General features: G+C 62.5%; 22 protein-coding genes. 8 read left to right on the top strand and 14 right to left on the bottom strand.

Annotation, left to right across the window (positions count from 1 at the left end):
- Positions 1-29: 29 nt before the first annotated feature.
- The 13 genes from mdcH to pilG all read right to left on the bottom strand — a co-directional run bounded on the left by mdcH (position 30) and on the right by pilG (position 16,365).
- A complete protein-coding gene (mdcH, locus tag AC07XF_RS03845; RefSeq protein WP_495025466.1) occupies positions 30-941 on the bottom strand; it encodes a malonate decarboxylase subunit epsilon in 912 nt (303 codons plus the stop codon).
- Entirely contained in the window at positions 938-1,558 is a 621-nt protein-coding gene (locus tag AC07XF_RS03840; protein WP_495025465.1) for a malonate decarboxylase holo-ACP synthase, read from the bottom strand. The genes mdcH and AC07XF_RS03840 overlap by 4 nt, the downstream gene beginning before the upstream one ends.
- A complete protein-coding gene (gene mdcE, locus AC07XF_RS03835) occupies positions 1,552-2,355 on the bottom strand; it encodes a biotin-independent malonate decarboxylase subunit gamma (protein WP_495025464.1) in 804 nt (267 codons plus the stop codon). The genes AC07XF_RS03840 and mdcE overlap by 7 nt, the downstream gene beginning before the upstream one ends.
- Positions 2,352-3,203, bottom strand: a complete 852-nt coding sequence (locus AC07XF_RS03830) for a biotin-independent malonate decarboxylase subunit beta (RefSeq protein WP_495025463.1) — start codon at positions 3,201-3,203, stop codon at positions 2,352-2,354. The genes mdcE and AC07XF_RS03830 overlap by 4 nt, the downstream gene beginning before the upstream one ends.
- A complete protein-coding gene (locus AC07XF_RS03825) occupies positions 3,196-3,495 on the bottom strand; it encodes a malonate decarboxylase subunit delta (protein WP_007975424.1) in 300 nt (99 codons plus the stop codon). The genes AC07XF_RS03830 and AC07XF_RS03825 overlap by 8 nt, the downstream gene beginning before the upstream one ends.
- On the bottom strand, positions 3,495-4,370 hold the full coding sequence (locus AC07XF_RS03820; protein ID WP_495025462.1) for a triphosphoribosyl-dephospho-CoA synthase: 876 nt from the start codon (positions 4,368-4,370) through the stop codon (positions 3,495-3,497). Before AC07XF_RS03820 ends, AC07XF_RS03825 begins: the two co-directional genes overlap by 1 nt.
- Positions 4,370-6,040, bottom strand: a complete 1,671-nt coding sequence (gene mdcA, locus AC07XF_RS03815; protein ID WP_495025461.1) for a malonate decarboxylase subunit alpha — start codon at positions 6,038-6,040, stop codon at positions 4,370-4,372. Before mdcA ends, AC07XF_RS03820 begins: the two co-directional genes overlap by 1 nt.
- A 220-nt stretch (positions 6,041-6,260) precedes the next feature.
- Complete coding sequence (locus AC07XF_RS03810; protein WP_495025460.1) at positions 6,261-6,722, bottom strand: chemotaxis protein CheW; 462 nt, start codon at positions 6,720-6,722, stop codon at positions 6,261-6,263.
- Positions 6,715-12,735: an Hpt domain-containing protein gene (locus AC07XF_RS03805; protein WP_495025459.1), complete on the bottom strand. Its 6,021-nt coding sequence runs from the start codon at positions 12,733-12,735 to the stop codon at positions 6,715-6,717. Before AC07XF_RS03805 ends, AC07XF_RS03810 begins: the two co-directional genes overlap by 8 nt.
- Before the next feature lie 37 nt (positions 12,736-12,772).
- Positions 12,773-14,833 (bottom strand): methyl-accepting chemotaxis protein, encoded by a 2,061-nt coding sequence (locus AC07XF_RS03800; RefSeq protein ID WP_495025458.1) that lies wholly within the window; start codon positions 14,831-14,833, stop codon positions 12,773-12,775.
- A gap of 153 nt (positions 14,834-14,986) precedes the next feature.
- Positions 14,987-15,526 (bottom strand): chemotaxis protein CheW, encoded by a 540-nt coding sequence (locus AC07XF_RS03795; RefSeq protein ID WP_495025457.1) that lies wholly within the window; start codon positions 15,524-15,526, stop codon positions 14,987-14,989.
- Positions 15,527-15,536: 10 nt separating this feature from the next.
- Positions 15,537-15,902, bottom strand: a complete 366-nt coding sequence (pilH, locus tag AC07XF_RS03790; protein ID WP_007987790.1) for a twitching motility response regulator PilH — start codon at positions 15,900-15,902, stop codon at positions 15,537-15,539.
- 58 nt (positions 15,903-15,960) lie between these two features.
- Positions 15,961-16,365, bottom strand: a complete 405-nt coding sequence (gene pilG, locus AC07XF_RS03785; RefSeq protein WP_085716384.1) for a twitching motility response regulator PilG — start codon at positions 16,363-16,365, stop codon at positions 15,961-15,963.
- A gap of 347 nt (positions 16,366-16,712) precedes the next feature.
- Between pilG and gshB the strand changes: the two genes are divergently transcribed.
- From gshB to AC07XF_RS03750, 7 genes are all read left to right on the top strand, one after another.
- The gene (gshB, locus tag AC07XF_RS03780; protein WP_495025456.1) at positions 16,713-17,666 is read left to right on the top strand and encodes a glutathione synthase; all 954 of its coding nucleotides are present in this window, start codon (positions 16,713-16,715) and stop codon (positions 17,664-17,666) included.
- Between the two features lie 65 nt (positions 17,667-17,731).
- A complete protein-coding gene (locus AC07XF_RS03775; RefSeq protein WP_310056111.1) occupies positions 17,732-18,631 on the top strand; it encodes an energy transducer TonB in 900 nt (299 codons plus the stop codon).
- A 191-nt stretch (positions 18,632-18,822) separates the two neighbouring features.
- A complete protein-coding gene (locus AC07XF_RS03770; protein WP_495025455.1) occupies positions 18,823-19,395 on the top strand; it encodes a YqgE/AlgH family protein in 573 nt (190 codons plus the stop codon).
- Positions 19,395-19,832 (top strand): Holliday junction resolvase RuvX, encoded by a 438-nt coding sequence (ruvX, locus tag AC07XF_RS03765; protein WP_110660097.1) that lies wholly within the window; start codon positions 19,395-19,397, stop codon positions 19,830-19,832. The genes AC07XF_RS03770 and ruvX overlap by 1 nt, the downstream gene beginning before the upstream one ends.
- Before the next feature lie 79 nt (positions 19,833-19,911).
- On the top strand, positions 19,912-20,415 hold the full coding sequence (gene pyrR, locus AC07XF_RS03760; RefSeq protein ID WP_204929468.1) for a bifunctional pyr operon transcriptional regulator/uracil phosphoribosyltransferase PyrR: 504 nt from the start codon (positions 19,912-19,914) through the stop codon (positions 20,413-20,415).
- A gap of 27 nt (positions 20,416-20,442) precedes the next feature.
- The gene (locus AC07XF_RS03755) at positions 20,443-21,447 is read left to right on the top strand and encodes an aspartate carbamoyltransferase catalytic subunit (RefSeq protein ID WP_007939362.1); all 1,005 of its coding nucleotides are present in this window, start codon (positions 20,443-20,445) and stop codon (positions 21,445-21,447) included.
- The gene (locus tag AC07XF_RS03750; RefSeq protein ID WP_495025454.1) at positions 21,444-22,715 is read left to right on the top strand and encodes a dihydroorotase; all 1,272 of its coding nucleotides are present in this window, start codon (positions 21,444-21,446) and stop codon (positions 22,713-22,715) included. The genes AC07XF_RS03755 and AC07XF_RS03750 overlap by 4 nt, the downstream gene beginning before the upstream one ends.
- 100 nt (positions 22,716-22,815) lie before the next feature.
- Here the strand turns inward: AC07XF_RS03750 and AC07XF_RS03745 are convergent, their stop codons facing one another.
- On the bottom strand, positions 22,816-23,235 hold the full coding sequence (locus tag AC07XF_RS03745; RefSeq protein ID WP_495025453.1) for an NINE protein: 420 nt from the start codon (positions 23,233-23,235) through the stop codon (positions 22,816-22,818).
- Positions 23,236-23,486: 251 nt separating this feature from the next.
- On the opposite strand from AC07XF_RS03745, the gene AC07XF_RS03740 reads away from it, so the two are divergent.
- Positions 23,487-24,107 (top strand): C40 family peptidase, encoded by a 621-nt coding sequence (locus AC07XF_RS03740; protein WP_495025452.1) that lies wholly within the window; start codon positions 23,487-23,489, stop codon positions 24,105-24,107.
- Positions 24,108-24,198: the final 91 nt, after the last annotated feature.

The following is a 24,198-nucleotide window of genomic DNA, read 5'->3' as shown; positions in this document are numbered from 1 at the left end:
TTGTTGTTCGAAGCCTGAAGCCGGATGATCTAGGAGTGACGGCTTCCCTCCTCTCGCATCAGCGCCTGCAAGGTATCGAGCCGCGCACCGTCGAAGGCAATCACGGTGCCTTGCTCGAACACCCGGCGCGCCAGTCCGGTCAACACCGCACCGGGCGGCAGTTCGATCTGTAGACGCACGCCACGTTCGTAGGCGCTTTGTACCGTGCCGCGCCAATCGACGATGCGGCACATGTTGAAGGCCAGGTCGTCACGCAAGGCTTCCGGCTTGATCAGCGGACGCGCGCGACTGCCGCTCAGGTAACCGGTCTTCGGTGTGTGCAGCGACACTTTGGCGAAAGCTTCAGCGAGGGTTTGTGCAGGGGCCTCCAGCAAAGGGCAGTGCGAAGGCACACTCACTGCCAGACGCTTGGCCAAGCCCGCTCCGCAACCTTTCGCCAACTCGGCCACCGCTTGCATCGCCACATCGCTACCGGCAATCACTACTTGGTTATCGGCGTTGATATTGGCCAGATAAACCGGCGTTTCTGCGCTATGCACCCGGGCCAGCAGTACCTCCACCCTGGCCAGGTCCAGACCGATGATTGCGGTCATGCCGTAGCCTTGTGGATAAGCCTGCTGCATCAGCTCACCGCGCAGGCTGACCAGATGCAACGCATCGCTGAAACTCAAGGCACCGGCCACCACCGCTGCCGGGTAAGCGCCGATCGACAATCCGGCCACGTAGTCCGGGGTCATGGCCAACTGGCGTGAAGCGGCGACGCCGGCGATCAGCAGGCAAAGCTGAACCGCCCTCGTCGACTGCAACGCCTCGGCAGAATCCAGCCGCATGACATCTTCACCGAGCAGATCGCTCGCCTCGTTCAGCGTTTGCCGAGGCAAACGCGCCAGCATGCCCGGCTGCTGCGCACCCTGACCGGGGAACACCAGCAAGCTGCTCACGCGGCTTGCTCCTGTGGATTCCACGGGTCTGTAACCAAAGTGGCTTGAGTGGCATTTTTCAACAGGACCCGCGACGAAGCACCGGCCCATTCGCGCAAGGCAACGGCGCCCGACGGTGTCTGCAGTTGCAGGTCCACGCGGCACACGGCTGTATCAAGAACGGCCACCAACGCCTGCGCGTCGACACGACTCAACGGACGTGGCGCACGCAGGATCAGATCGAGGTCGCTGCCCTCGTGCAATGCGGCAATTCCACTGGCCAACTCGAACCCGGCACTGCCGCTGACACCCCAGGTCCAACCGCTGTTATCGAGGTGTGGGCGCAGTTGCGCCAAGGCCCGCAGCGCCGGGAAATCACGCTGGCCTTGAACATGGCACAGCTCTTCAGGTCGCACTCGTCGCGTAATGGCGGCGACTTCCATCTGCGTCGCAAATCGCTGTTCGCGCAGCGTCCCACGCACGCCCACTGCCACCTGTCCCGCCGCGCACAAGGCACGACGGACCACCACCGGCTGCCCGGCACTGATCGACTCGATCACCCACGAAGGCGCCTCCGCAGGCAACCGCTGCGCGGTCATGCCCCACAGCAGGTCATGGGCCAGAAACGTATTCACCACTGCGCCCTCAGCAATTGGCGAACCTTGCTCGACGCTGCACGATTGCTCGCACCGAGGCGACCACTCAGATCACGACCACCGGCAGCCACATCGCCAATCGCCTGATGCAGGCACTCTGTCACCCGTACCAGATCCGCCGCAGTCGGCTGCTCGATCTGCTCCACCGACAAGGTTTCCCACAGCAGCCCGAGGCTGGCATAGCTGTCGATGTCATAGGCCATCGGTGGCACGCTGGCCGCCAGGGCTTCGAGCTCTTCGACGCTGCGCAAGGTCACCCGCGCCGCCGACGCCTTGCCCATGGCATGCACCATCACCCCCGGATCGCGCAGGGCGATCAAGCGATTGGCCTGATAACCGTGGGCCAGGAACGCCCCGGACATTGCCTTGCCCACCAGCAAACCGATCACCGCATGGCCGGCCAGACGGGCACGGGCGTAACTGCCCGCCGCTGCGGCCAGCGCCTGATGAATGCCGAGAGCTTCCTCGCGGCGACCGTAAGCCTGGCTCGGAACGTCGACGATGGCGACCAGGGCACGTTTCTGTGCCTTGTTCAGATCGGCGGCGATGACTTCATCCACGGCCTTGGCCAAGCCCCAGCCTTCGAGCAAACCCACTTCGCCATTGCGAGCACGGACGAAGCGGTTTTCCGGATCGGCCACCACCGCGATGAAACGCACAGGCTGATCGCCCAGCGAACCGTCCGCGACCTTAAGCGAAGCGGGCAAACCCTCGACCGCTTTCGCCCCGGCACTCAAGGCGTTGAACCAGTTCAAACCACGCAGGGAATACGAGCTCATGGGCGTTCTCCTTGGTACAGATCGCGAACCACGGACGGCTCGATTTGCGGTTCGGCGTCCAGACGCGCCAATCGTTGCAGAAACAGTTCGGCCTGACGGCTGCGCAGTTGCGCCGGCAAACCTTGCTTGAGCAATTCACCCACCTGCTGGCGAATCTGCGCCACGTCGTCGGCAACATAGCGATCCACCAGACCACTGGCGAAGCGCTGCTCGCCACCGGTCAGGCTCCAGATGAAGGGCCGGTCGCGGGAGTCGTACTCCTCGAGTCCGGCTTCCTGCTCGATCACCTGTGGGCCGTTCAGGCCCAGTCGCGCTTCCTGGGTCACCAGCAGGTAGCTGCACAACCCGGCGGCAATCGACATGCCGCCAAAACAACCGACGCTGCCCGCCACGACTCCGACCACGGGTTGGTACTGCTGCAAATCGACAATCGCCGCGTGAATGTCAGCAATCGCCGCCAGACCGAGGTTGGCTTCCTGCAAACGCACGCCGCCGGTTTCCAGCAGCAGCACGGCGCGAGTCGGGATGCCGTTGCGGTTGTCTTCGGCGGCCAGTTCCAGTGCGCCGGCAATTTTTGCCCCGCCGACTTCACCGAGGCTGCCACCCTGGAAGGCACCTTCGATGGCGGCGATCACCACCGGCAAACCGCCGAGGCTGCCCTTGGCGATCACCACACCGTCGTCGGCTTGCGGCACCACCCCCTGGCGCGACAGCCACGGCGACATGATCCGTTGAAAGGGATCGAGCAATTCGCGAAAGGTGCCGGCGTCGAGCAGGGCCTTGGCCCGTTGCCGCGCACCGAGTTCGACGAAGCTGTGCTTGTTGAGCAGGGATGCGCTGTCAGTCATGGCCGATCTCCTCGAAGCCCTGTTCCAGGCGCAGGCGCACCACGCCGGGGGTGGCGCCGAAATCGTGGATGTCGATATCCATCGCCGGCGGCGTCTGGCCGTCGAACATCCGAGCGAACAGATGCTGCCAGCGTTGTTCGCTGCCATTGACCGAGGTCTGCACATTGATTGTCAGCTTGCCGGCCTGACCCGGTTCGATCAGCACTTCCAGATCACCCGAGCCGACACAGCCCACCAGGGTACGACCGCGTGGCGGCTGCCCGGCGGGGAATTCAAAGGATAAGGTTTCCATCAAAAAGCTCCCTGGATGAGGCCGTCGCCAGACGCGATACGGTCGATGAACAGGCAGGCTGCGAGCAGGTCGGCAGCGCCGCCGGGCGAGGCATTCAATGCGATGAGTTGTTGGTCCAGCTCATGCAGCCGACGACGTCCGGCAAGGCTGGCGCTACCCCCCGCGTCGAGCACTGCTTGGGCGCCGAGTTGCATGGTTTGCAGACCTTGTTCACCGGCACGGTAAAGCACGCAGGTGTCAGCCAGATTCGTCATGATCGCCAGCAGCGCGTCGAGCCGGGCGTTCTGCTCGCCATGACCGGCGGCACGGCTGCATTTGAGTTGCGGCAACGCGCGTTGCATCACCGCCGGGAAGCCCAGTTGCGCTTCTTCACGGGCGCCCCGTGCGCCGTAGCGTTGGGCGACTTGAGCGCCGTGGCTGAGTGGGCGCGGCGCGTAACGGTCGTCGAGCAGAGCCAGGCGCGCCGCACGAATCGATACGCTGCTTGCAGCCGTGGATTCAGGGTCCAGCGCCGCGGCAGTGACCAACAGGCCCAAGGCCCAGATCGCCCCGCGATGAGTATTCACGCCGCCCGTGGTGTCGAGCATTGCTTGCTCGCCTTCGCGACCAATTCGGCCGACGGCCTCGCGCAGGGGCAGGCCGATCTCACCGAACGCTATCGCGGCATCGGCCATCGCCTTGAAGGTCGGCCACAGGGACAGTGCCGAGGCGTGCATCAGCCCCAGGTGCAAATCGGCGTGGGCGCCATTGCCGCGACGGTCGACCAGTGCCGGTTTTGGCGACAAATCAGCCTCGTCGATCAGCACATCCACCGCCAGGTCCGCCAGCCGTTCGGCCAGGCTCAGGGTTTTGGTTTGCAGATTAAGTGCGTGCATTACCAGCTCCTGAACTTGGCGGGCGGGTTGTAGAGGCCACCGGACCACTCCACCAGATCAGCCACGCTTTTCGCCGCAAGCAGTTCGCGGGTGGCATCGGTGCGGAGGATGCCGAGGTCTTCGGGCAAGGCGATCAGGCCTTCGCGGCGCATACGCGCGGTGTCTTTCGGGTTGTGGCGCAGGCCGATGGCGGTTACCCCGGCGACGGCGGCGATCATCGCCTGACGCTCTTCCAGCGAGCGCGCCTTGTACAGATAGGCGATGCCTTCTTCAGTCAGCAGGTGGGTCACGTCGTCGCCGTAGACCATGATCGGCGCCAGTGGCATGCCGCTTTTCTTCGCGACATCAATGGCATCGAGGGTTTCAACGAAGGTCGGCTTGCCGCCCTCCTGGAAGGTCTCGACCATCTGCACCACGAGTTTCTTGCCGCGTTCGAGCATCGGTTCGGCCACATCGGTGTTGCGCATGTCGAGCCAGGCCGGCGTGCCGTGGCGACGACCGCGCGGGTCGTGGCCCATGTTCGGTGCCCCGCCGAAACCGGCCAGACGCCCGCGAGTCACGGTGGAAGAATGACCGTCGCCATCGACCTGCAAAGTCGCACCGATGAACAGGTCCACGGCGTATTGCCCCGCCAGCTGGCTGAACATCCGGTTGGAACGCAGGGAACCGTCGCGCCCGGTAAAGAACACATCCGGGCGCGCCGCAATGTAGTTTTCCATCCCCAATTCGGTGCCGAAGCAATGCACGCTTTCGACCCAGCCGCTTTCAATCGCCGGAATCAGCGTCGGGTGCGGGTTGAGCGTCCAGTTGCGGCAGATCTTGCCTTTGAGGCCGAGGGATTCGCCGTAGGTCGGCAGGATCAGTTCGATGGCCGCGGTATTGAAACCGATGCCGTGGTTGAGGGATTGAACGTTGTGTTTTTCGTAGATACCGCGGATCGCCATCATCGCCATCAACACGTGTACGGGCTTGATATGCCGTGGGTCGCGGGTGAACAGCGGTTCGATGTAGAACGGCTTGTCGGCCACCACCACGAAGTCGACCCAGGACGCCGGGATGTCCACCCGCGGCAAGTCGCTGACGTCGTCCACCAACTGGTTGACCTGGACGATGACGATGCCGTCGCTGAAGGCCGCCGGTTCGATCAGTGCCGGGGTGTCTTCGGTGCTCGGTCCGGTGTAGATGTTGCCGGCGCGGTCGGCCATGAAGCCGGCCGAGAGCACGACGTTGGGAATCAGGTCCACCACCAGCCGCGCGTAGAGTTCGATGTAGGTGTGGATCGCGCCGATTTCCAGCAGGCCGTCTTCGAGCAACTGGCTGATGCGCAGGCTTTGGGTGCCGGCGAAAGAGAAGTCGAGCTTGCGCGCGATGCCGCGTTCGAACAGGTCCAGGTGCTCGGAGCGCCCGACGCTGGGCATGATCATGTGCAGGTCATGCAGCTTCGCGGGATCGGCCTTGGCCAGGGAACGTGAAAGGAAATCCGCCTGCTTCTGGTTGTTGCCTTCGAGCGCCACGCGGTCGCCCGGCAGGATCAACGCCTCCAGCGCCGCGACGATGTTATCGGTGGGCAACACCACACCGTCGGCAAGACCTCGCACCAGCTCGAGGCGCCGCTGCTTTTCGCTGCGCCGCCGCGTCCATCGCGAGTCGGGGGATATTGTTGTTGTCATGACCACTCCACGGGTTCGCTGTCGTGGGGGTCACATTAGGAGTGTTGGGTGGGGGCATCAATCAAGCAGAGTGGTGGATCGTTACGCTCAGGGTAATGGTTGCCTGGACTGACGCCTTCGCGGGCAAGCCCGCTCCCACAGTGGCTCTACGGTGCACACAAAACCTTGTAGGAGCAGGCTTGCCCGCGAAGGGGCCGGTCAGATCACAACTGAATCGGGATCAGTTGATTAACCCGGCATCCACCAACAACGCCTCCAGCGCCAACAGATCCGGCACTTTCGCCACCTGCTCCCCCACCTGCACCGCCGCCTGCTCCAGCGCACACAACGGCACATCCACGTAACTCAACTGGCTGTCGAGCTTGCAGGAGCGCGGAATCCCCTGCACCAGCAGAGCAATGAATTTCAGCTCGGGCCGCCCGCCAAGGGCGTTGAGAATGACGATCCGCGCACGCTCGCCAATGACAGTTTTCTGCCCGCAGGCCGATTCGAAACTCAGCAGCGGAATCTGCCGGTCGCGCCACCTCACCAGGCCCAGGTACCACGGTGGCGTGTCGAGGTCGAACGTCCCCGGTTGCTGGTAACCGATCAGCTCGGCAACGGCGACGTTGGGCAGGATCAGGTTGCGGTCGGCCAACGGCAGCAGCAGGCCGGTGAGGTTGCTGGTGCGGTGCTCAAGCATGGGTCTTGCTCCACAAGGCGATGCTTTCGAGCAGCACCGATTCCTGGTACGGCTTGCCCAGGTAGTCGTTGACGCCGATGGCCATGGCGCGGTCGCGGTGCTTCTGCCCGGTGCGGGAGGTGATCATGATGATCGGCAGGTGTTGCAGGCGTTCGTCGTTGCGCACTTGCGTCGCGACTTCGAAGCCATCCATGCGCGGCATCTCGATGTCCAGCAGCATCAGGTCAGGCATGTGCTCTTCCAGCAGCAGCATGGCATCGACCCCGTCCTTGGCAGTCAGCACGTTCATGCCGTGGCGTTCGAGCAAGCGGCTGGTGACCTTGCGTACGGTGACCGAGTCGTCGACCACCATCACCAACAGCGGGCGCTGCGGTTCGGCCTCGACCTCTTGCCCCGCCGGACGCTGAGGTACACGGGCCTGCATGGCGCGGATCGGCGCCAGCAAATCCAGGATCAACACCACCCGGCCATCCCCGAGAATCGTCGCCCCGGACACCCCTTGCACCGACGCAAACTGCGGCCCCAGGCTCTTGACCACGATTTCGCGAGTGCCGGCCATGGCGTCCACCTGCACCGCGATGTGCCGTTCGTTGCACTGCACCAGCAACACCGGCAATGGCAGGCTCTGGCCCAACAGTTTCGGGCGTGGGCTGGTTTTCAGCAGCTCGCCCAGATAGCACAGTTCGTAACGTTGCCCGGCGTATTCGTAGGTCGGCGCATCGAAACGGAAATACCCTTCGAGTTCATTGGGCAAGACGCGAACGATGCCGTCGATGGTATTGAGCGGGATCGCGTATTGATCCTCACCGCACTGCACCATCAACGCCCGGTTGACCGATACGGTAAACGGCAGGCGAATGCGGAAATGCACGCCCTGCCCAGGCACCGAGTCGATGCTCATGGTACCGCCCAGTTGCCGCACCTCTTCGTGCACCACGTCCATGCCGACGCCGCGCCCGGAGATCTGGGTGATTTTCTCGGCGGTGGAAAACCCCGGCTGCAGGATGAACTGCAACACGTCGTGATCACTGATGACGCTGTCCGGGGCGAGCAGGCCGCGCTTGATCGCCTTGCGCCGCACCGCGTCCAGCGGCACACCCGCGCCGTCGTCGCGGATGTCGAAAATGATGTCGCCACCTTCGCGCAACAGATCGAGGGTGATTTTGCCTTTGGCCGGTTTTCCCGCCGCCAGCCGCGCTTCGACAGACTCCAGGCCGTGGTCGACGGCGTTGCGCAGCATGTGCTCCAGCGGCGCGGCCATGCGTTCGAGGACGTTGCGATCCATTTCACCTTCGGCGTTATCGACGATGAAATCCACGTCCTTGCCCAGTTCGCTGGACACCTGCCGGACGATGCGCTGCAAACGCGGGAGCATCCGCTCGAACGGCACCATGCGCGTGCGCATCAGGCCTTCCTGCAATTCGGTGTTGATGCGGCCCTGCTGTTGCAGCAGGTTTTCCGTATCCTGATTGCGTCGCTCAAGGGTTTCCTTGAGGTCGAGCAAGTCGGAGGCCGATTCGAACAGCGCCCGGGACAGTTGCTGCAACTGTGAATGGCGGTCCATTTCCAGCGGGTCGAATTCTTCGTAGCCCAGGCGTTCGGCATCGACTTGCTGGCGACTGAGGATCCGCCCCTGGGTTTCGGTATCGAGTCGGCGCAACTGGTCGCGCATCCGTTCGATGGTGGTTTCCATCTCACTCAGGGCAATGTGTGCATCGTTGACCTGCTGTTCGATCCGGCCACGGAAGATCGATGTTTCACCGGCCAGGTTGACCAGATCGTCGAGCAATTCTGCCGAGACCTTGACCATGTCGGCGCCGGCATCGGACGGCGGCGCCAGCGGCTCGGCTTTGGGCGTGGCCGGCGGTACAACCGGCGCGGGCGCTTCAGGCACGACCGGGTGGCTGAAGTTCTTGATCGCATCGATCAGGCGGTCGGCCGGCGGCATCGGCTCACCGGCGCGGGCCGCATCGAGCATCTGCGCCAAGCGGTCATGGCTGCGTTGCAACAGCGCGAACAATGGCTCCGTCGGTTGCAACACGCCAGTGGACAGGCCTTCGTAGAGGAACTCCAGTTCATGGGCCAGATCGCCAATCGCGGCGATTTCCACCATGCGCGCGCCGCCCTTGAGGGTGTGCAGGTCGCGCAGCAGGGTTTCCACTTCCTGGCGATTCGAAGGCTGTGCCTGCCAGCGCTCCAGCGCCGCCCCGGAGCTTTCGATGATGTCGAAACCTTCCTCGAGGAAGATCTCCAGCAACTCCGGATCATGGGTGGCCGAATCATTAGTGGCCGCCAGTTCGCTGACCTCGGCGGCGCCCGAGTGGCCCTGCCGGTAGGCGCGAATGGCCTCAATCAGCTCAGCGCAATCGCCCAGGGGCTGGTTGTGCTGTAACTGGTCAAGGTACTGCGCCAAGCGGTCATGGCTCTGCTGCAACAGCACCGCCAATGACTCGCTGTAGGCGTAGCGACGATCCACCAGGCCTTCGTAAAGGCTTTCCAGTTCATGGGCCAGATCGCCGACCGGCCCGACCTCGGCCATGCGCGCGCCGCCTTTGAGGGTGTGCAAATCCCGGTGCAGGGACGACAGCGGCGCGGCGTTGTCCGAGTCGCGCAACCAGCGCTGCAAGGCCTGGCCGGCGCTTTCGAGGATATCCACCGCTTCTTCAAGGAAAATCGCTACGATTTCATCGTCCACGCCGACAGCACGGTCCTCTGTAGGAGCTGGCTTGCCAGCGAAGGACTCACCGGCACTGCGTTTACCCAGTGAAAACGCGTCATCGTTAACGTCCATCGCTGGCAAGCCAGCTCCTACAGCGGGTTGCGCCGTGTGCTCTAGATCGGCGGTGGCAGCACCCAGCTCGCGGATGCTCAGGGTGCGGCTGCCATCACTGCGGATCAGGCCCATGGCCGACGGATCAAGGCTCTCGTCGAGCAGTTCGCGCAAGGCCCTGATCCGTTGCGGTTGCGGGCTGACTTCCTGGCCCGCGGCCAGTTCGTCGAGCATGTTGATCAGCGCTTCGTGGGCATACTGTGCCTCTTGGAAAAACCGCTCGCTGACCGCCAGGCTGCTTTCTTCCACGGCACCGTACAGGTCGAGCAATGCTTCGCACAGCTCATCCACCGGGTGCAGGTCGGCCAGATGGGCGCCTTCGCCGAGGGTGGTCAATTCGTCCAGCAGCGCGCTGAGTTCCTGACGTTCGCCGGGGTGTTGCTGCCAACGCTGCAGCAGGCTTTCGGCGTCCAGCAGGATGTCCATGCCCTGGGCGAGGAAGTTGTTGATCAACTGCGGATCGCGCTTGATCCGCAGCCCGGTGTTCGGTGTGCTCAGGAGGGTTTCCAGACGCTCGGCCAGCAGCGCCTTGGCTCGCTCAATCAAATGCAGGGCGCCGGGAATTGCCGCCAGCGGATCGCGCTTGAGCTGACGCAAGCCGAGGCGGAACAGCCCTTCCGCTTCCAGCAACAGTTCGACTTCATCCAGATCCAGCGCGATCAGGTGCGCCTTGTATTCCCGGGCCAGTTGATCCAGCGGTGCGGCCAGCTCGGCAATCGGCAAGACGCCAGCCATGGAGGCACTGCCCTTGAGGGTGTGCAAGGCGCGCTGCAATTCGTCGCTGGCCGGCAACGGCACGTGCTCGGCGGCCTGATCAAGGAAGCGGTTAAGCGTGCCGAGGTGCGATTCGGCTTCTTTGCGGAAGATCTCCAGCAACAGCGGGTCGAGGGCCGCGACATCTTGCGTATCTTCATCGGACACCGGTTCATCGCCCTTGGCCAGGGCATGGGCACGGGCAGCCAACTGGTCGACATCGTTACGCTGACGCTGGGCATTGGCGGCGTATTCAGCCACCAGCTCCGGCAGCAGCTGCAGCACATCGCCGATCAGTTGCTGCACCGTAGCGCCTGGCTCCACGCTGTCTTCCAGTACGCGGTTGAGCAGGTTTTCCACGGCCCAGGCCAGCTCCCCCAGCACCAGGGCGCGCACCATCCGGCCGCTGCCCTTGAGGGTATGGAACGCTCGGCGCAGTTCGCTCAGAGCCGAGCGGTTGTCGGGGTTGACCGACCAGCGCGGCAAGTACTCGCGCAGGATTTCCAGGACTTCGTCGGTTTCCTCGAGGAACACCTCGCGCAGTTCCTCGTCCACCGGTTCTTCGCCGGCGGGCGGCGGCAGCAGGCTGCCCGGGGTGTTCAGGGCCGGCGGGTTCAGGCTCGAGACCGGGCTGGCGAGCACATCGGCCAGGGTCTGGACGATCTGCGGACCATCCAGCTCCTGCATCATCTGCATGACCTGCGCTTCGCTCGGGCTGAGCACCTGATCAAGCACTGGCACATGCTGCTCACTGGGGAAAAACCCGAGACTCGCCAGGCTTTTCTCCGCAACATCGAGCAGGTTTTCACCCTGCGCTTGCGGGTCATCACTGAGGCGCTCGAGGTAGTACTCGATGCTGGTGATCACGTCGGCCAGGCTGTCCAGTTCCTGCCAGCCCGGTTGACCCGGTTCGAGCAGTAGGTGCTCGCGGATAAAGTGATTGCAGGTTTCGACCAGGCTCGCCGCCCGGCTCAATGGAATCATCGCCAGCGCGCCGCGTACCTGGGTCAGCAAGGCCGGCAGTGCCTGCAAATGCTGGCGGTCCCAATCGGCGTCGATGTAGTCGACGATCATGTCCTTGGCCTGCTGCAAACAAATGCGGGCCTCCTTGATCACGATCTGATGGATCTGCGTCAGGTCAGTGGTCGGCAGGCGGTTGTCATCCTGGCTCTCCGGCTCCACGGTACCGACCATGCCGGCCAGCGTCGCTTCGACGTACAGCAAGGCCCCGGCAACGTCCATGAGGATGGCATCGTTGGGTTCGCGCTGGCCCTGAGCGAGGCTGAGTACCACGGCCAATTGGTCGATGATCACCTTGCGCGGCTGGCCGAAGCCCAGGACCGCCAGGGTGTCGGCGATTTGCCGCAGCGGCGCCAGCAGGCTGTCGAGGTCAGAGGTGTGCTGGCGGTCACTGCGCACGAACAGATCCAGGCGCTCCTTGACCCGCACCAGCTCTTCGCACAGCGCTGCCAGCACCGAGCGCATGGCGTCACGGTCGGGACCGGCCAGCCGCGCGCGTTCTTCATCGACCATCGCGCTGTCGGGCAGCGCGTCGTCCAGTGAGTAGCGTTCTTTCATGGTCAGCATCTGCCCGGTGGGATGTTCGGCCTTGGCAATGTAGAAGAGCAAACTCTTGAGCAACTCCGGCGGTGCCGGTTGGTTGACGCCGCACATGCCTTCTTCGAGCAGGCGCTTGAGTTCCTTGTCGGCATCCCTGAACAGACTGCGCAAGGCCGGACTGTTGGCAATCGCACCGCCCTGCATGCCTTCGACCAGGGCCGAAGCCACTTGCCACAACGGGCTCAGGGGGGCATTGCCGCACAGTGCTTCAAGGCGAGCGAAGACCTTGGCCAGGTAATCGAGGTTGGTGTCGCTGTCCTGTTCACGCAGGAACCCGACCAGCGCCATTTGCAGCATCTGCCGCAACTTGCGCAGCACATTGGGTAAGTCGTCCGGTTCCAGCTGCGCCAGCGTTTCTGCATCCAACGCTGGCAACTCGAGCAATTGCGGACTGAACAGGCTGGTTTCCGACAGCAGGCTTTCGCCACGGGCACTGCGCAGGTCGTTGATCAGGGGCAACACCACCAGTGGCAAATCGCGGCGCGCGCCTTGCACCCGGTCCAGGTAGATCGGCAATTGCCCGAGGGCCTGCATCAACAGGTGCAACGCCTCGTCGCGATGGCTGACACGGTTGCCCTGCAAGGCCACGGCCAGTTGTTCCATTTCTTCGGCGAGCAACGCCGCGCCGTAGAACTCGACCATCTGCAAACTGCCGTGGACCTGATGGATGCACGCCAGGCATTCATCCAGCGCCTGCGTCGCCTGCGGGTCATCGAGCAGGTTTTCGATCGCGTGATGAGCCTGTTTCAGCGTTTCGGCAATCTCGCCCTTGACCCACTCGAGGGCCACATAGTCGTGCCGATCACCCATAACCACTCCAATCACAATTCAGATACCCATGGGCGGTTCAAGCTTTATCCACAACCTGCGCCTTGGCATCCGGCAAGGTGAAACCGGACACCGAACGACGCAACTGACTGGCCATTTTCGCCAGGTTGCCGATGCTGTCGGCCGTGGCGGTGGAACCCGACGACGTCTGCGAGGTGATCTGCTGGATCACGTTCATCGTCAGGGAAATCTGACCGGCCGACGACGTCTGCTGTTGCGCAGCGTTGGAAATACTCTGGATCAACGCCGCGAGCGTCTTGGAGACACCTTCGATTTCTTCCAGGGCCACACCGGCATCCTGCGCCAGTCGGGCGCCACGCACCACTTCGGTCGTAGTCTGCTCCATGGAGATGACCGCTTCGTTGGTGTCGGTCTGGATCGCCCGCACCAGGGTTTCGATCTGCCGGGTAGCGGCGGACGAGCGTTCGGCCAGCCGCTGCACTTCATCGGCGACCACGGCAAAACCGCGACCGGCGTCACCGGCCATGGACGCCTGGATGGCCGCGTTGAGGGCCAGGATGTTGGTCTGGTCGGCAATGTCATCGATCAGGCTGACAATGTCGCCGATTTCCTGGGAGGACTCGCCCAGGCGCTTGATGCGCTTGGCGGTGTCCTGGATCTGCTCGCGAATGTTGTCCATGCCGTGGATAGTGTTGTGCACCACCTCGTTGCCCTTGTTGGCGATTTCCACCGAGCGTTCGGCAACCGCCGAAGATTCAGCGGCGTTGGCCGACACCTGGTCGATGGACTCGGCCATGTCGTTGATCGCCATGGACGCTTCGGAAATCTGCTGGGCCTGATGCTCCGAGGCCTGGGCCAGGTGCATGGCGGTGGCCTGGGTTTCCTGCACGGCGGCGGCGACCTGTCCGGCAGTGAGGTTGATGGTCGCGACCAGATCGCGCAGCTGGTCGACGGAGTAATTGATCGAGTCGGCGATGGTGCCGGTAAAGTCTTCGGTCACCGAGGCGGTCACCGTGAGATCGCCGTCGGCCAGGTCTTCGATCTCGTCGAGCAAGCGCATGATCGCGTTCTGGTTACGCTCGTTTTTCTCGGCGGTTTCCCGCAGCTGACGATTGGTTTCGCGCACCATCACCATGCCGATCAGAATGATCGAAGCCAGCGCCAACAAGCCCAGTACATAACCGCCAATGGTGTCGGTGGTGCGGCCGCCGACCATGTTTTCGAAACCGCTGGCCAGGTGTGAGGCCTCGTCGAGCAGGGTTTGCGACAGACTGAAAATGTTTGAGGCCGACTCGCGGACCTTGAACAGCTCCGGCGAGGTTTCGAGGATCTCGTCCACCGAGCCCGAGACGAACTCGAATAGCTCGGCGATGTCCGCGAGCCGCGCACGGGCGTCGCGGTCTTCGACCTGGCTGACCTTGAGCGCCGGGTCACCCTGGAGCATGCCGTTGAGCACCTTGCCGAACTGCGTCGCGTCACGTCCGAACGCATCGGCGGCCTGCTGTGAATTTTCGTCGCCGGCCAATACCGTGTTGACCGCGCCGAGGATCCGCTCGGCCAGCAGCGACTGGCGCTGGGCCATCGCCACCTGCGCCGCCGGAGCGCCCCGCTGCAGGAGGATCTCGACGACTTTTTCGTACTCGACCTGCAATTGCGGCACGGTTTCGGCCAGGGTCGCGGCGACCTGATGCAGCGACAGTACGGTTTGCTCGCTGGAAAGAATCGCATCGGTATTTTTCAGCAGGCGCTCCCAGTCCTGTTGCACCGCACGCATTTCTGGACGCACGGTGGAGGGGGCCGGCGGCAGGCCGGTGGCCGGGTCGCCCTTCTTCAGATAACCCCAGCGCTGGGCAAAATCGTTGCGCGCATCGCTGAGCAACTTGAACGCGGCAGCCTTGCCGGCGGCAGCTTCGGTGGCGTTCTTGGCGATACGCTGGGACAGCACACGCAGTTCGCCAGCGTGGCCGATGTACTGCTTGTCGTAGATAGCCTGGGTGTTGAGGTACGCGAAGTTGGCGAACAGCAGCATGATGAAGACGATCAGCGCGATGAACAGCACGATAATCTGCGACCGGCTGCGCGACCCTTCGACTGGCTTGCCTGCTTTTGCTTTTATCATCGGTCCTCGCCTGTTAACCCACTTCCGGGCCTGCCCGGAACCCTGTGGGAGCGGGCTTGCTCGCGAAAGCGGTAGATCAGCCAATATCAATGTTGAATGGATTGCCGCCTTCGCGAGCAAGCCCGCTTCCACATTGGATCTGTGGTATTCCGGTTAAATCGCGACGTTCATGAATCCCTGGGACTGCGCCAACGCAAACGGGCTGAACACCTGCCAGCACTGCTCACGCTGAAACCGGCCTTTGACGAACGCCGCCATCGCTCCCTTCAACTCGTCTGCCGGCACCGGCTCCAGGCTGTCCTGGGCAAAGTGCTGGAGGCCGAAGACTTCATCGACCAGCAACCCGGCAAACACCTCTTCATGTTCCACCACCAACACCCGCCGCTGTCGGCGCGCTGCCGAAAGCTCGTGCCCGAAGAAGCCGCACAAATCCATGACCGGCAACAAACGCCCGCGCAGGTTGGCGACACCCTTGACCCATGGCTTGACCCCCGGTAGCTGGGTAAAGCGCGGCTCGTGCAAGACTTCGCTGACTTCGCTCATGGGCGCGACGTACCAGTGCTCGCCCAGGCGAAAACCGATGCCGCTCCAGCTGTCCCGCCGGGCCGGCTGGGACGGCAAGTCCGCCGCCAGCAAACGACAGCGCTGGTCGATTTGCAGCAGCAGTTCGAAAGCCGTCAGCGCTTCGTTCATGGCCTGATGATCAACCGGCCAGCACGTTGTTCAGGGTCTTGATCAGGGTGTCTTCATCGACCGGTTTGGTCAGGTAGTCCCTGGCGCCCTGGCGCGTGCCCCAGACCTTGTCGGTTTCCTGATCCTTGGTGGTGATGATGATCACCGGGATGTGCCCGGTTTCCGGGTCCTTGGTCAGCTGGCGGGTCGCCTGGAAGCCGTTGAGGCCCGGCATGACGATGTCCATCAGGACCGCGTCGGGCTTTTCCTGGCGGGCCAGGGCCACGCCGTCGGCGCCGTTTTCGGCTTTCAACACTTCATGACCGTGCTTTTCCAGCATGCCGGTCAGTTTGTACATTTCGGTCGGCGAATCATCGACGATCAGAATACGTGCCATGGTCTTCCCCATTTCTTGTCGGCGCCGGGCCCGATGGCCGAGCGTCACTGTGCGTGTCCTACTGCGGCAAAACGGCGGCGAAACCAGGAACATGGGCCTGGATCGCATCAAGCAATTCTTCCTTGCTGAAAGGCTTGGTCAAAAACTGGTCGGAACCGACGATACGCCCCTTGGCCTTGTCGAACAGCCCGTCCTTGGATGACAGCATAATCACTGGCGTGGACTTGAACGCGCTGTTGTTCTTGATCAGGGCGCAGGTCTGATAACCATCCAGGCGCGGCATCATGATGTCGACAAAGATGATGCCGGGGTGGTTGTCGGCAATCTTGGCCAGGGCATCGAAGCCGTCGATGGCCGTAATGACCTCGCACCCGACGCTCCTGAGCAGCGTTTCGGCGGTGCGACGAATCGTCTTCGAGTCGTCGATCACCATGACCTTCAAGGCGCTGGGGTGCTGTTCCATAAGATGCTCTGCGTCGCCTTTACGAATCAAATTGTCCGCTTGCGGGTAATTGGCGGCTCGAAACCCTTGATACTCAAGGGCCAGCACGGCATGGCAGCCTTTTTAGCACAGTCTCCAGAACCAATCTATCGGCCGACCGGGGCGATGGTTTTTCCTTGACCGGGAACACACTCAGCGCCACTCTGACGCCACTTTTATACGCTGATCTTTTGTAGGAGCGAGCTTGCTCGCGATGATCGCCAACGATGACGCGGGCTGGCTGGATAAGCGTGTTGTTCTCGGGTTCATCGCGAGCAAGCTCGCTCCTACAGAGATCAACATAGCTCCCAAATTTCGAGGAAAACCCAATGAGCGTTCGCGTCGGGATTGTCATGGACCCTATCGCCAGCATTTCCTATAAAAAGGATAGCTCGCTGGCCATGTTGCTGGCCGCGCAGAAGCGTGGCTGGGAATTGTTCTATATGGAACAGCGCGACCTGTATCAGGGGGAAGGCCAGGCCCGGGCCCGGATGCGTCCGCTGCAGGTTTTCGCCAATCCGGAAAAATGGTTCGAACTGGGCACCGAAAGTGACGCGCTGCTGAGCGACCTGGACGTGATCCTGATGCGTAAGGATCCGCCGTTCGACATGGAGTTCGTCTACTCCACTTATTTGCTGGAACAGGCCGAGCGCGCTGGCGTGCTGGTGGTCAACAAGCCGCAAAGCCTGCGCGACTGCAATGAAAAACTGTTCGCCACGCTGTTCCCGCAGTGCACGCCGCCGACCGTGGTCAGCCGCCGCGCCGACGTACTGCGTGAATTCGCCGCCAAACACGGCGACGTGATTCTCAAGCCGCTGGACGGCATGGGCGGCACTTCGATTTTCCGCCACCGCGCGGGCGATCCGAACCTGTCGGTGATCCTCGAAACCCTGACCGCCCTCGGCGCCCAGCAAATCATGGGCCAAGCTTACCTGCCGGCGATCAAGGACGGCGACAAGCGCATCCTGATGATCGACGGCGAGCCTGTCGATTACTGCCTGGCACGGATTCCGGCCCAGGGCGAAACCCGTGGCAACCTCGCTGCCGGTGGCCGTGGCGAAGCCCGTCCGCTGACCGACAAGGACCGCTGGATCGCCGCGCAAGTCGGCCCGACCCTGCGTGAAAAAGGCCTGTTGTTCGTTGGCCTGGATGTGATCGGCGAGCACCTGACCGAGATCAACGTCACCAGCCCGACCTGCATTCGCGAAATTGATAACGCGTTCGGCACCGACATCGGCGGCATGCTCATGGATGCCATCGATCAGAAGCTCAAGGCACGTTGATTAGCTAAACCAACATTGCGTTATCATGCGCGGCCTGTGAAAAACGCGATGTTGGTTTCCTTGTCATGACCCTCCCGTCCGATCTGCCTGCCGAACTCGCCCACCGTGGCGTGCGCCCGGCCGATCGCCTCGGTTTTACCCTGTTTCTGGCGGCGCTGATCCACCTGGCCTTGCTGCTGGGTGTCGGGTTTGCAGTGGTCGAGCCCAAGCAGATCAGCAAAACCCTGGAAATCACCCTCGCCACCTTCAAAAGCGAAAAGAAGCCTGAAAAGGCCGATTTCCTCGCACAAGAGAATCAGCAAGGCAGCGGCACCCTGGATAAAAAGGCGATTCCCAAGACCACCGAGGTCGCGCCGTTCCAGGACAACAAGGTGCAAAAAGTCACGCCACCGCCGGCCGCCAAGCCTGAAGTGCAGGAAGCCCCGCCGAAGGCTGCCGTGACCACCGTGGCGCCGAAGCCGAAAAAAGCCCCGGCCAAGACCGAGGAACCCAAGACCGAGGTCAAACCCCAGGTCCAGGCGCCGACGTTCGACAGCGAGCAACTGTCCAGCGACATCGCCAGCCTCGAAGCGGAACTGGCCGCCGAACAACAGCTGTACGCCAAGCGCCCGCGTATTCACCGCTTGAGCGCGGCCTCGACCATGCGCGACAAGGGCGCCTGGTACAAGGATGAATGGCGCAAGAAAGTCGAGCGTATCGGCAACCTCAACTACCCCGACGAAGCGCGTCGCAAGCAGATCTATGGCAATTTGCGATTGATGGTGTCGATCAATCGCGACGGTTCGCTGTATGAGGTGCTGGTGCTGGAATCTTCAGGCCAGCCGCTGCTGGACCAGGCGGCACAGCGGATCGTCCGGCTGGCGGCGCCGTTTGCACCGTTTACCGGGGATTTGTCGGATATTGACCGGCTGGAAATTATCCGCACCTGGAAATTTGCCCGCGGCGATCGCCTTTCCAGCAACTGACCGGCATATACCCCTGTAGGAGCTGGCTTGCCAGCGAAGGCGGTCATTCATTCAAATTTGATGTCGACTGACACGACGCCTTCGCGAGCAAGCCCGCTCCCACAGGAATCCGAGTCTTCAGTGGGGATTTGAGGCATTTCCTGTGCATCCCCAGCTTGTCAGTTCGCCCCCCGAACGCCACACTAGCGCACATGAAAAACGTCATCCCCAGCTACCTCAAGCATCAATTCCTGATCGCCATGCCACACATGGCCGACCCGAACTTTGCGCACACCTTGACCTACATCGTCGAGCACACGGCCAATGGTGCCATGGGGCTGGTGGTCAACCGTCCGCAAGAGCTGAACCTGGCCGATATCCTCGAGCAATTGCGCCCGGAAATCGAACCGCCTGCGCTCTGCCAGCATGTGCCGATCTTTATCGGCGGCCCGGTGCAGACCGATCGCGGCTTCGTCCTGCACCCCAAGGGGCAGAGCTTCCAGGCGACCGTTGATCTGGAAGGCGAGTTGTCGCTGTCGACGTCCCAGGATGTGCTGTTCGCCATCGCTGACGGCATCGGACCGGCGAAAAGCCTGATCGCCCTCGGTTACGCCGGTTGGGAAGCCGGGCAGCTTGAAGCCGAACTGGCGCAGAACGCCTGGCTGAACTGCCCGTATGACGCCGACATCCTGTTCAACACCAGCAGCGAACTTCGTCTGGAAGCGGCCGCCAAACACCTGGGCGTCAACCTCAGCCTGCTGACCAGTCAGGCGGGGCACGCCTGATGGCCCTGCGGCTGATTCTCGGATTCGACTACGGCACCAAACAGATCGGCGTTGCGGTCGGCCAGGTGGTTACCGGCCAGGCTCGCGAGCTGTGCACCCTGAAAGCGCAAAACGGCATTCCCGACTGGAATCAGGTCGAAGCCCTCATCAAAGAGTGGAAACCCGATGCCGTGGTGGTCGGCCTGCCGTTGAACATGGACGGCACGCCCAGTGACATGTGCGCCCGCGCGGAAAAGTTCGCCCGGCGCCTGAACGGCCGCTTCAACCTGCCCTTTTATACCCACGATGAACGTCTGACCACCTTCGAGGCCAAGGGCGAACGCCTGGCCCGGGGCGGCCAGAAGGGCAGTTATCGCGATAACCCTGTCGATGCCATCGCTGCCGCCCTGCTGCTGCAAGGCTGGCTTGACGAAAACACCGCACTGTTTGAATCCTGAAGAACCGCTGTGCGTCTCTCTTAGCTACAACCCGAGCCACTTCCCGCACAAGCCGGCCCGGGCCCAAGAAGGAGCAACCATGAGCCTGCCCAATCCCGTCGAACTGATCAGCCAGATGGCGACCCGTCTCAAGGTCCACCTGGAACACCGTGGCATCAGCGACCCGCGCTTCATCGGCATTCGTACCGGCGGCGTCTGGGTGGCCCAGGCCCTGCTCAAGGAACTGGGCAGCAATGAGCCCCTCGGCACCCTGGATGTTTCTTTCTACCGCGACGATTTCAGCCAGAACGGCCTGCACCCGCAGGTTCGCCCTTCGGCGCTGCCGTTCGAGATCGAAGGCCAGCACCTGGTGCTGATCGACGATGTGCTGATGAGCGGTCGCACCATCCGCGCGGCCATGAACGAACTGTTCGACTACGGCCGCCCGGCCAGCGTGACGCTGGTGTGCCTGCTGGACCTGGATGCCGGCGAACTGCCGATCCGCCCGAACGTGGTCGGCGCCACCCTGTCACTGGCGGCCCACGAACGCGTGAAATTGTCCGGCCCCGAGCTTGCGCTCGAACTGCAAGACCTCGCCCTTTAATTCGCCCTATTGAGAGTCCCCCTTGCGATGACGCCTCTAGAAACCAAGCGCCCGCTGCAGCTCAATGACCAGGGCCAGCTGCGCCATTTCCTCTCGCTCGACGGTTTGCGCCGCGAGCTGCTGACGGAAATCCTCGACACCGCCGACTCCTTCCTCGAAGTCGGCGCCCGGGCCGTCAAGAAGGTCCCGTTGCTGCGCGGCAAGACCGTGTGCAACGTGTTCTTCGAGAACTCGACCCGCACCCGCACCACCTTCGAACTGGCGGCCCAACGCCTGTCGGCGGACGTGATCACCCTCAACGTGTCCACGTCGTCGGCGAGCAAGGGTGAAACCCTGCTCGACACCCTGCGCAACCTGGAAGCCATGGCCGCCGACATGTTTGTCGTGCGCCACGGCGATTCGGGCGCCGCGCACTTCATCGCCGAACATGTCTGCCCGCAAGTGGCAATCATCAACGGCGGTGACGGCCGGCACGCGCACCCGACCCAGGGCATGCTCGACATGCTGACCATCCGCCGGCACAAGGGCGGTTTCGAAAACCTTTCGGTGGCCATCGTCGGCGACATCCTGCATTCGCGGGTCGCGCGCTCGAACATGCTGGCCCTGAAAACCCTCGGCTGCCCGGACATCCGCGTGATCGCGCCGAAAACCCTGCTGCCGATCGGCATCGAGCAATACGGCGTGAAGGTCTACACCGACATGACCGAAGGCCTGAAAGACGTCGACGTGGTGATCATGTTGCGCCTGCAGCGTGAACGCATGACCGGCGGCCTGCTGCCGAGCGAAGGCGAGTTCTACCGTCTGTTCGGCCTGACCACCGCGCGCCTGGCCGGCGCCAAGCCCGATGCCATCGTGATGCACCCGGGGCCGATCAACCGTGGCGTGGAAATCGAGTCGGCGGTGGCCGATGGCCCGCACTCGGTGATCCTCAACCAGGTGACCTACGGGATCGCCATTCGTATGGCCGTGCTGTCCATGGCCATGAGCGGGCAGACTGCCCAGCGTCAATTCGAGCAGGAGAACGCCCAGTGAAACTCAGCATTCTCGGCGCCCGCGTGATCGATCCGGCCAGTGGCCTGGATCAAGTGACCGATATCCACATTGAAGCCTGCAAAGTCGTCGCCCTTGGCGCAGCGCCTGCCGGTTTTGTCGCCGTCGACACGATCGACGCCAAAGGCCTGGTCGCCGCTCCCGGCCTGGTCGACCTCAACGTTGCCCTGCGCGAGCCGGGTTACAGCCGCAAAGGCACGATTGTCAGCGAAACCCGCGCGGCGGCGGCTGGCGGCGTCACCAGCCTGTGCTGCCCGCCGAAGACCAAACCGGTGCTGGACACCTCGGCGGTGGCCGAACTGATCCTCGACCGCGCCCGTGAGGCCGGCAACACCAAAGTCTTCCCGATCGGCGCCCTGAGCAAAGGCCTGGACGGTGAACAGCTGGCCGAGCTGGTTGCCTTGCGCGACGCTGGTTGCGTGGCCTTCGGCAATGGCCTGGAGAGCTTCCGCAACACCCGCACCCTGTGCCGGGCACTGGACTACGCGGCAACTTTCGACCTGACAGTGATTTTCAACTCCCAGGATTACGACCTGGCCGAAGGTGGCCTGGCCCACGAAGGCCCGACCGCCAGCTTCCTTGGCCTGCCGGGCATTCCGGAAAGCGCCGAAACCGTCGCCCTCGCCCGGGATCTGCTGCTGGTTGAACAGACCGGCGTGCGCGCGCACTTCAGCCAGCTCACCAGTGCCCGCGGCGTGCAGCTGATCGCCCAGGCCCAGGCCCGGGGCCTGAAGGTCACGGCGGATGTCGCCCTGTACCAGCTGATCCTGACCGACGAAGCCCTGATCGACTTCAGCAGCCTGTATCACGTCCAGCCGCCGCTACGTACCCGCGCCGACCGCGAGGGCCTGCGCGCAGCGGTGAAATCCGGCGTGATCTCGGCCATCTCCAGTCATCACCAACCCCATGAGCGTGACGCCAAACTGGCACCGTTCGGCGCGACCGAGCCTGGCATCAGCAGCGTTGAACTACTGTTGCCGCTGGCGATGACCCTGGTCGAAGACGGCTTGCTGGACCTGCCGACGCTGCTCAAACGCCTGAGCGCCGGCCCTGCCGAGGCCTTGCGCCTGCCAGCGGGTAACCTGGCGGTGGGCGGCGCGGCAGATATCGTGCTGTTCGACCCGGCGGCCTCGACCGTCGCGGGTGAAAACTGGTTGTCGAAGGGCGAAAACTGCCCGTTCATTGGCCACAGCCTGCCGGGCGTGGTGCGTTACACCCTGGTGGATGGACGGATCAGCCACCAGGCGTAAGACCCTGTGGCGAGGGAGCTTGCTCCCGCTGGACTGCGCAGCAGGCCCATCTTGGGGCCGCTACGCGCCCCAGCGGGAGCAAGCTCCCTCGCCACATTAATCAGCGACGCTGGGCGTTACGCAGTGAAACCTGATCATTCAGCGTCCAGAAGTCATACAGCACCCCCACGAAGAACAACCCGCCCGTCAGCAGGTACAGCAGCCCGCTGATCCATTTCCCCTGATACATCCGGTGCACGCCGAATACCCCGAGAAACGTCAGCAGAATCCACGCCACGTTGTATTCGATGGGGCCAGCGGTAAACCGCAGGTCAGCCTCGCGGTCCATGGACGGGATCAGGAAAAGGTCGATCAGCCAACCGATCCCCAGCAAGCCAAAGGTGAAGAACCAGATCGTCCCGGTCACCGGCTTGCCGTAATAGAAGCGGTGAGCGCCGGTAAAACCGAAAATCCACAGCAGGTAACCGATCACTTTGCTGTGGGTGTCTTGCTGCTGGACAGCCTGTTGATAGGGGTTCATGAATGGCCTCGATTCACACGATAGATAAATATTCTTTAATTCTTTGTGACTTTTTTACAGGCACCCGACGTATGGCAAGTGCTACCTTCACGCCTGTCAAAGCCTTGTAACACCGGACTCCTGTCCGACAATTGCGCCATTTTGCCGCTTTTTTGCCACCATTGCCCGCCAGGTTGAATCGACCAACGGCCTCGGAAGCGGCAAAAAAGCTGTTATAAAGTTGCGCGCTAACTTATTAAGAGCCTTGCCTAATGCGTTCATTTTTCAAGACATGGCTAACCATTTGCCTTTTGATGCCACTGGCCGCCCACGCCACCAATCGTGAGCAACGTCTTCCTAACGTTAATGGTTACACCCCAAAATCCCATGCCTCTGCTCCTTCGAGCAAAGACAAAAAATCCGCTAAATATGCTCCAACCCTGGTCAGCGACAAAAGCGGCCTGGTTCCACCAATGGGCACCAAGGAAAGCAGCAACGTGCTGAGCCGCGCTGTGAACGTCCTCGGCACTCCCTATCGTTGGGGCGGCAGCAGCCCAAGTAAAGGCTTCGATTGCAGCGGCCTGGTGAAATACGCGTTCAACGACGCCACGTTCGACCTGCCACGCACCTCCAACGCCATGGCCAGCGGTCATGGGGAAAAAGTCGATCGCAACGACCTGAAACCGGGCGACCTGATTTTCTTCAACATCAAGAGCCGTCGGGTCAATCACGTTGCCATTTACCTGGGCAACGACCGCTTCATCCACGCGCCTCGTCGTGGCAAATCGGTGTCCATCGACACGTTGAATAAACCGTACTGGGAAAACCACTACGTGGTTGCCAAGCGGGTTCTGCCGAAAGAGCCGAATCAGTTGCGTGTCGTTCAGCGCTGATTTCAGTGCCCTGAATCTGTATCGAACATAATGGCCCCTTCGCGAGCAAGCCCGCTCCCACTTTGGAATGCATTCCCTGTGGGAGCGGGCT

The organism is Pseudomonas sp. GW821-FHT01C01 (assembly GCF_059422645.1).
Note: the sequence above shows the minus strand (reverse complement) of the source record. Positions and strands in the feature narration are given on the sequence as shown.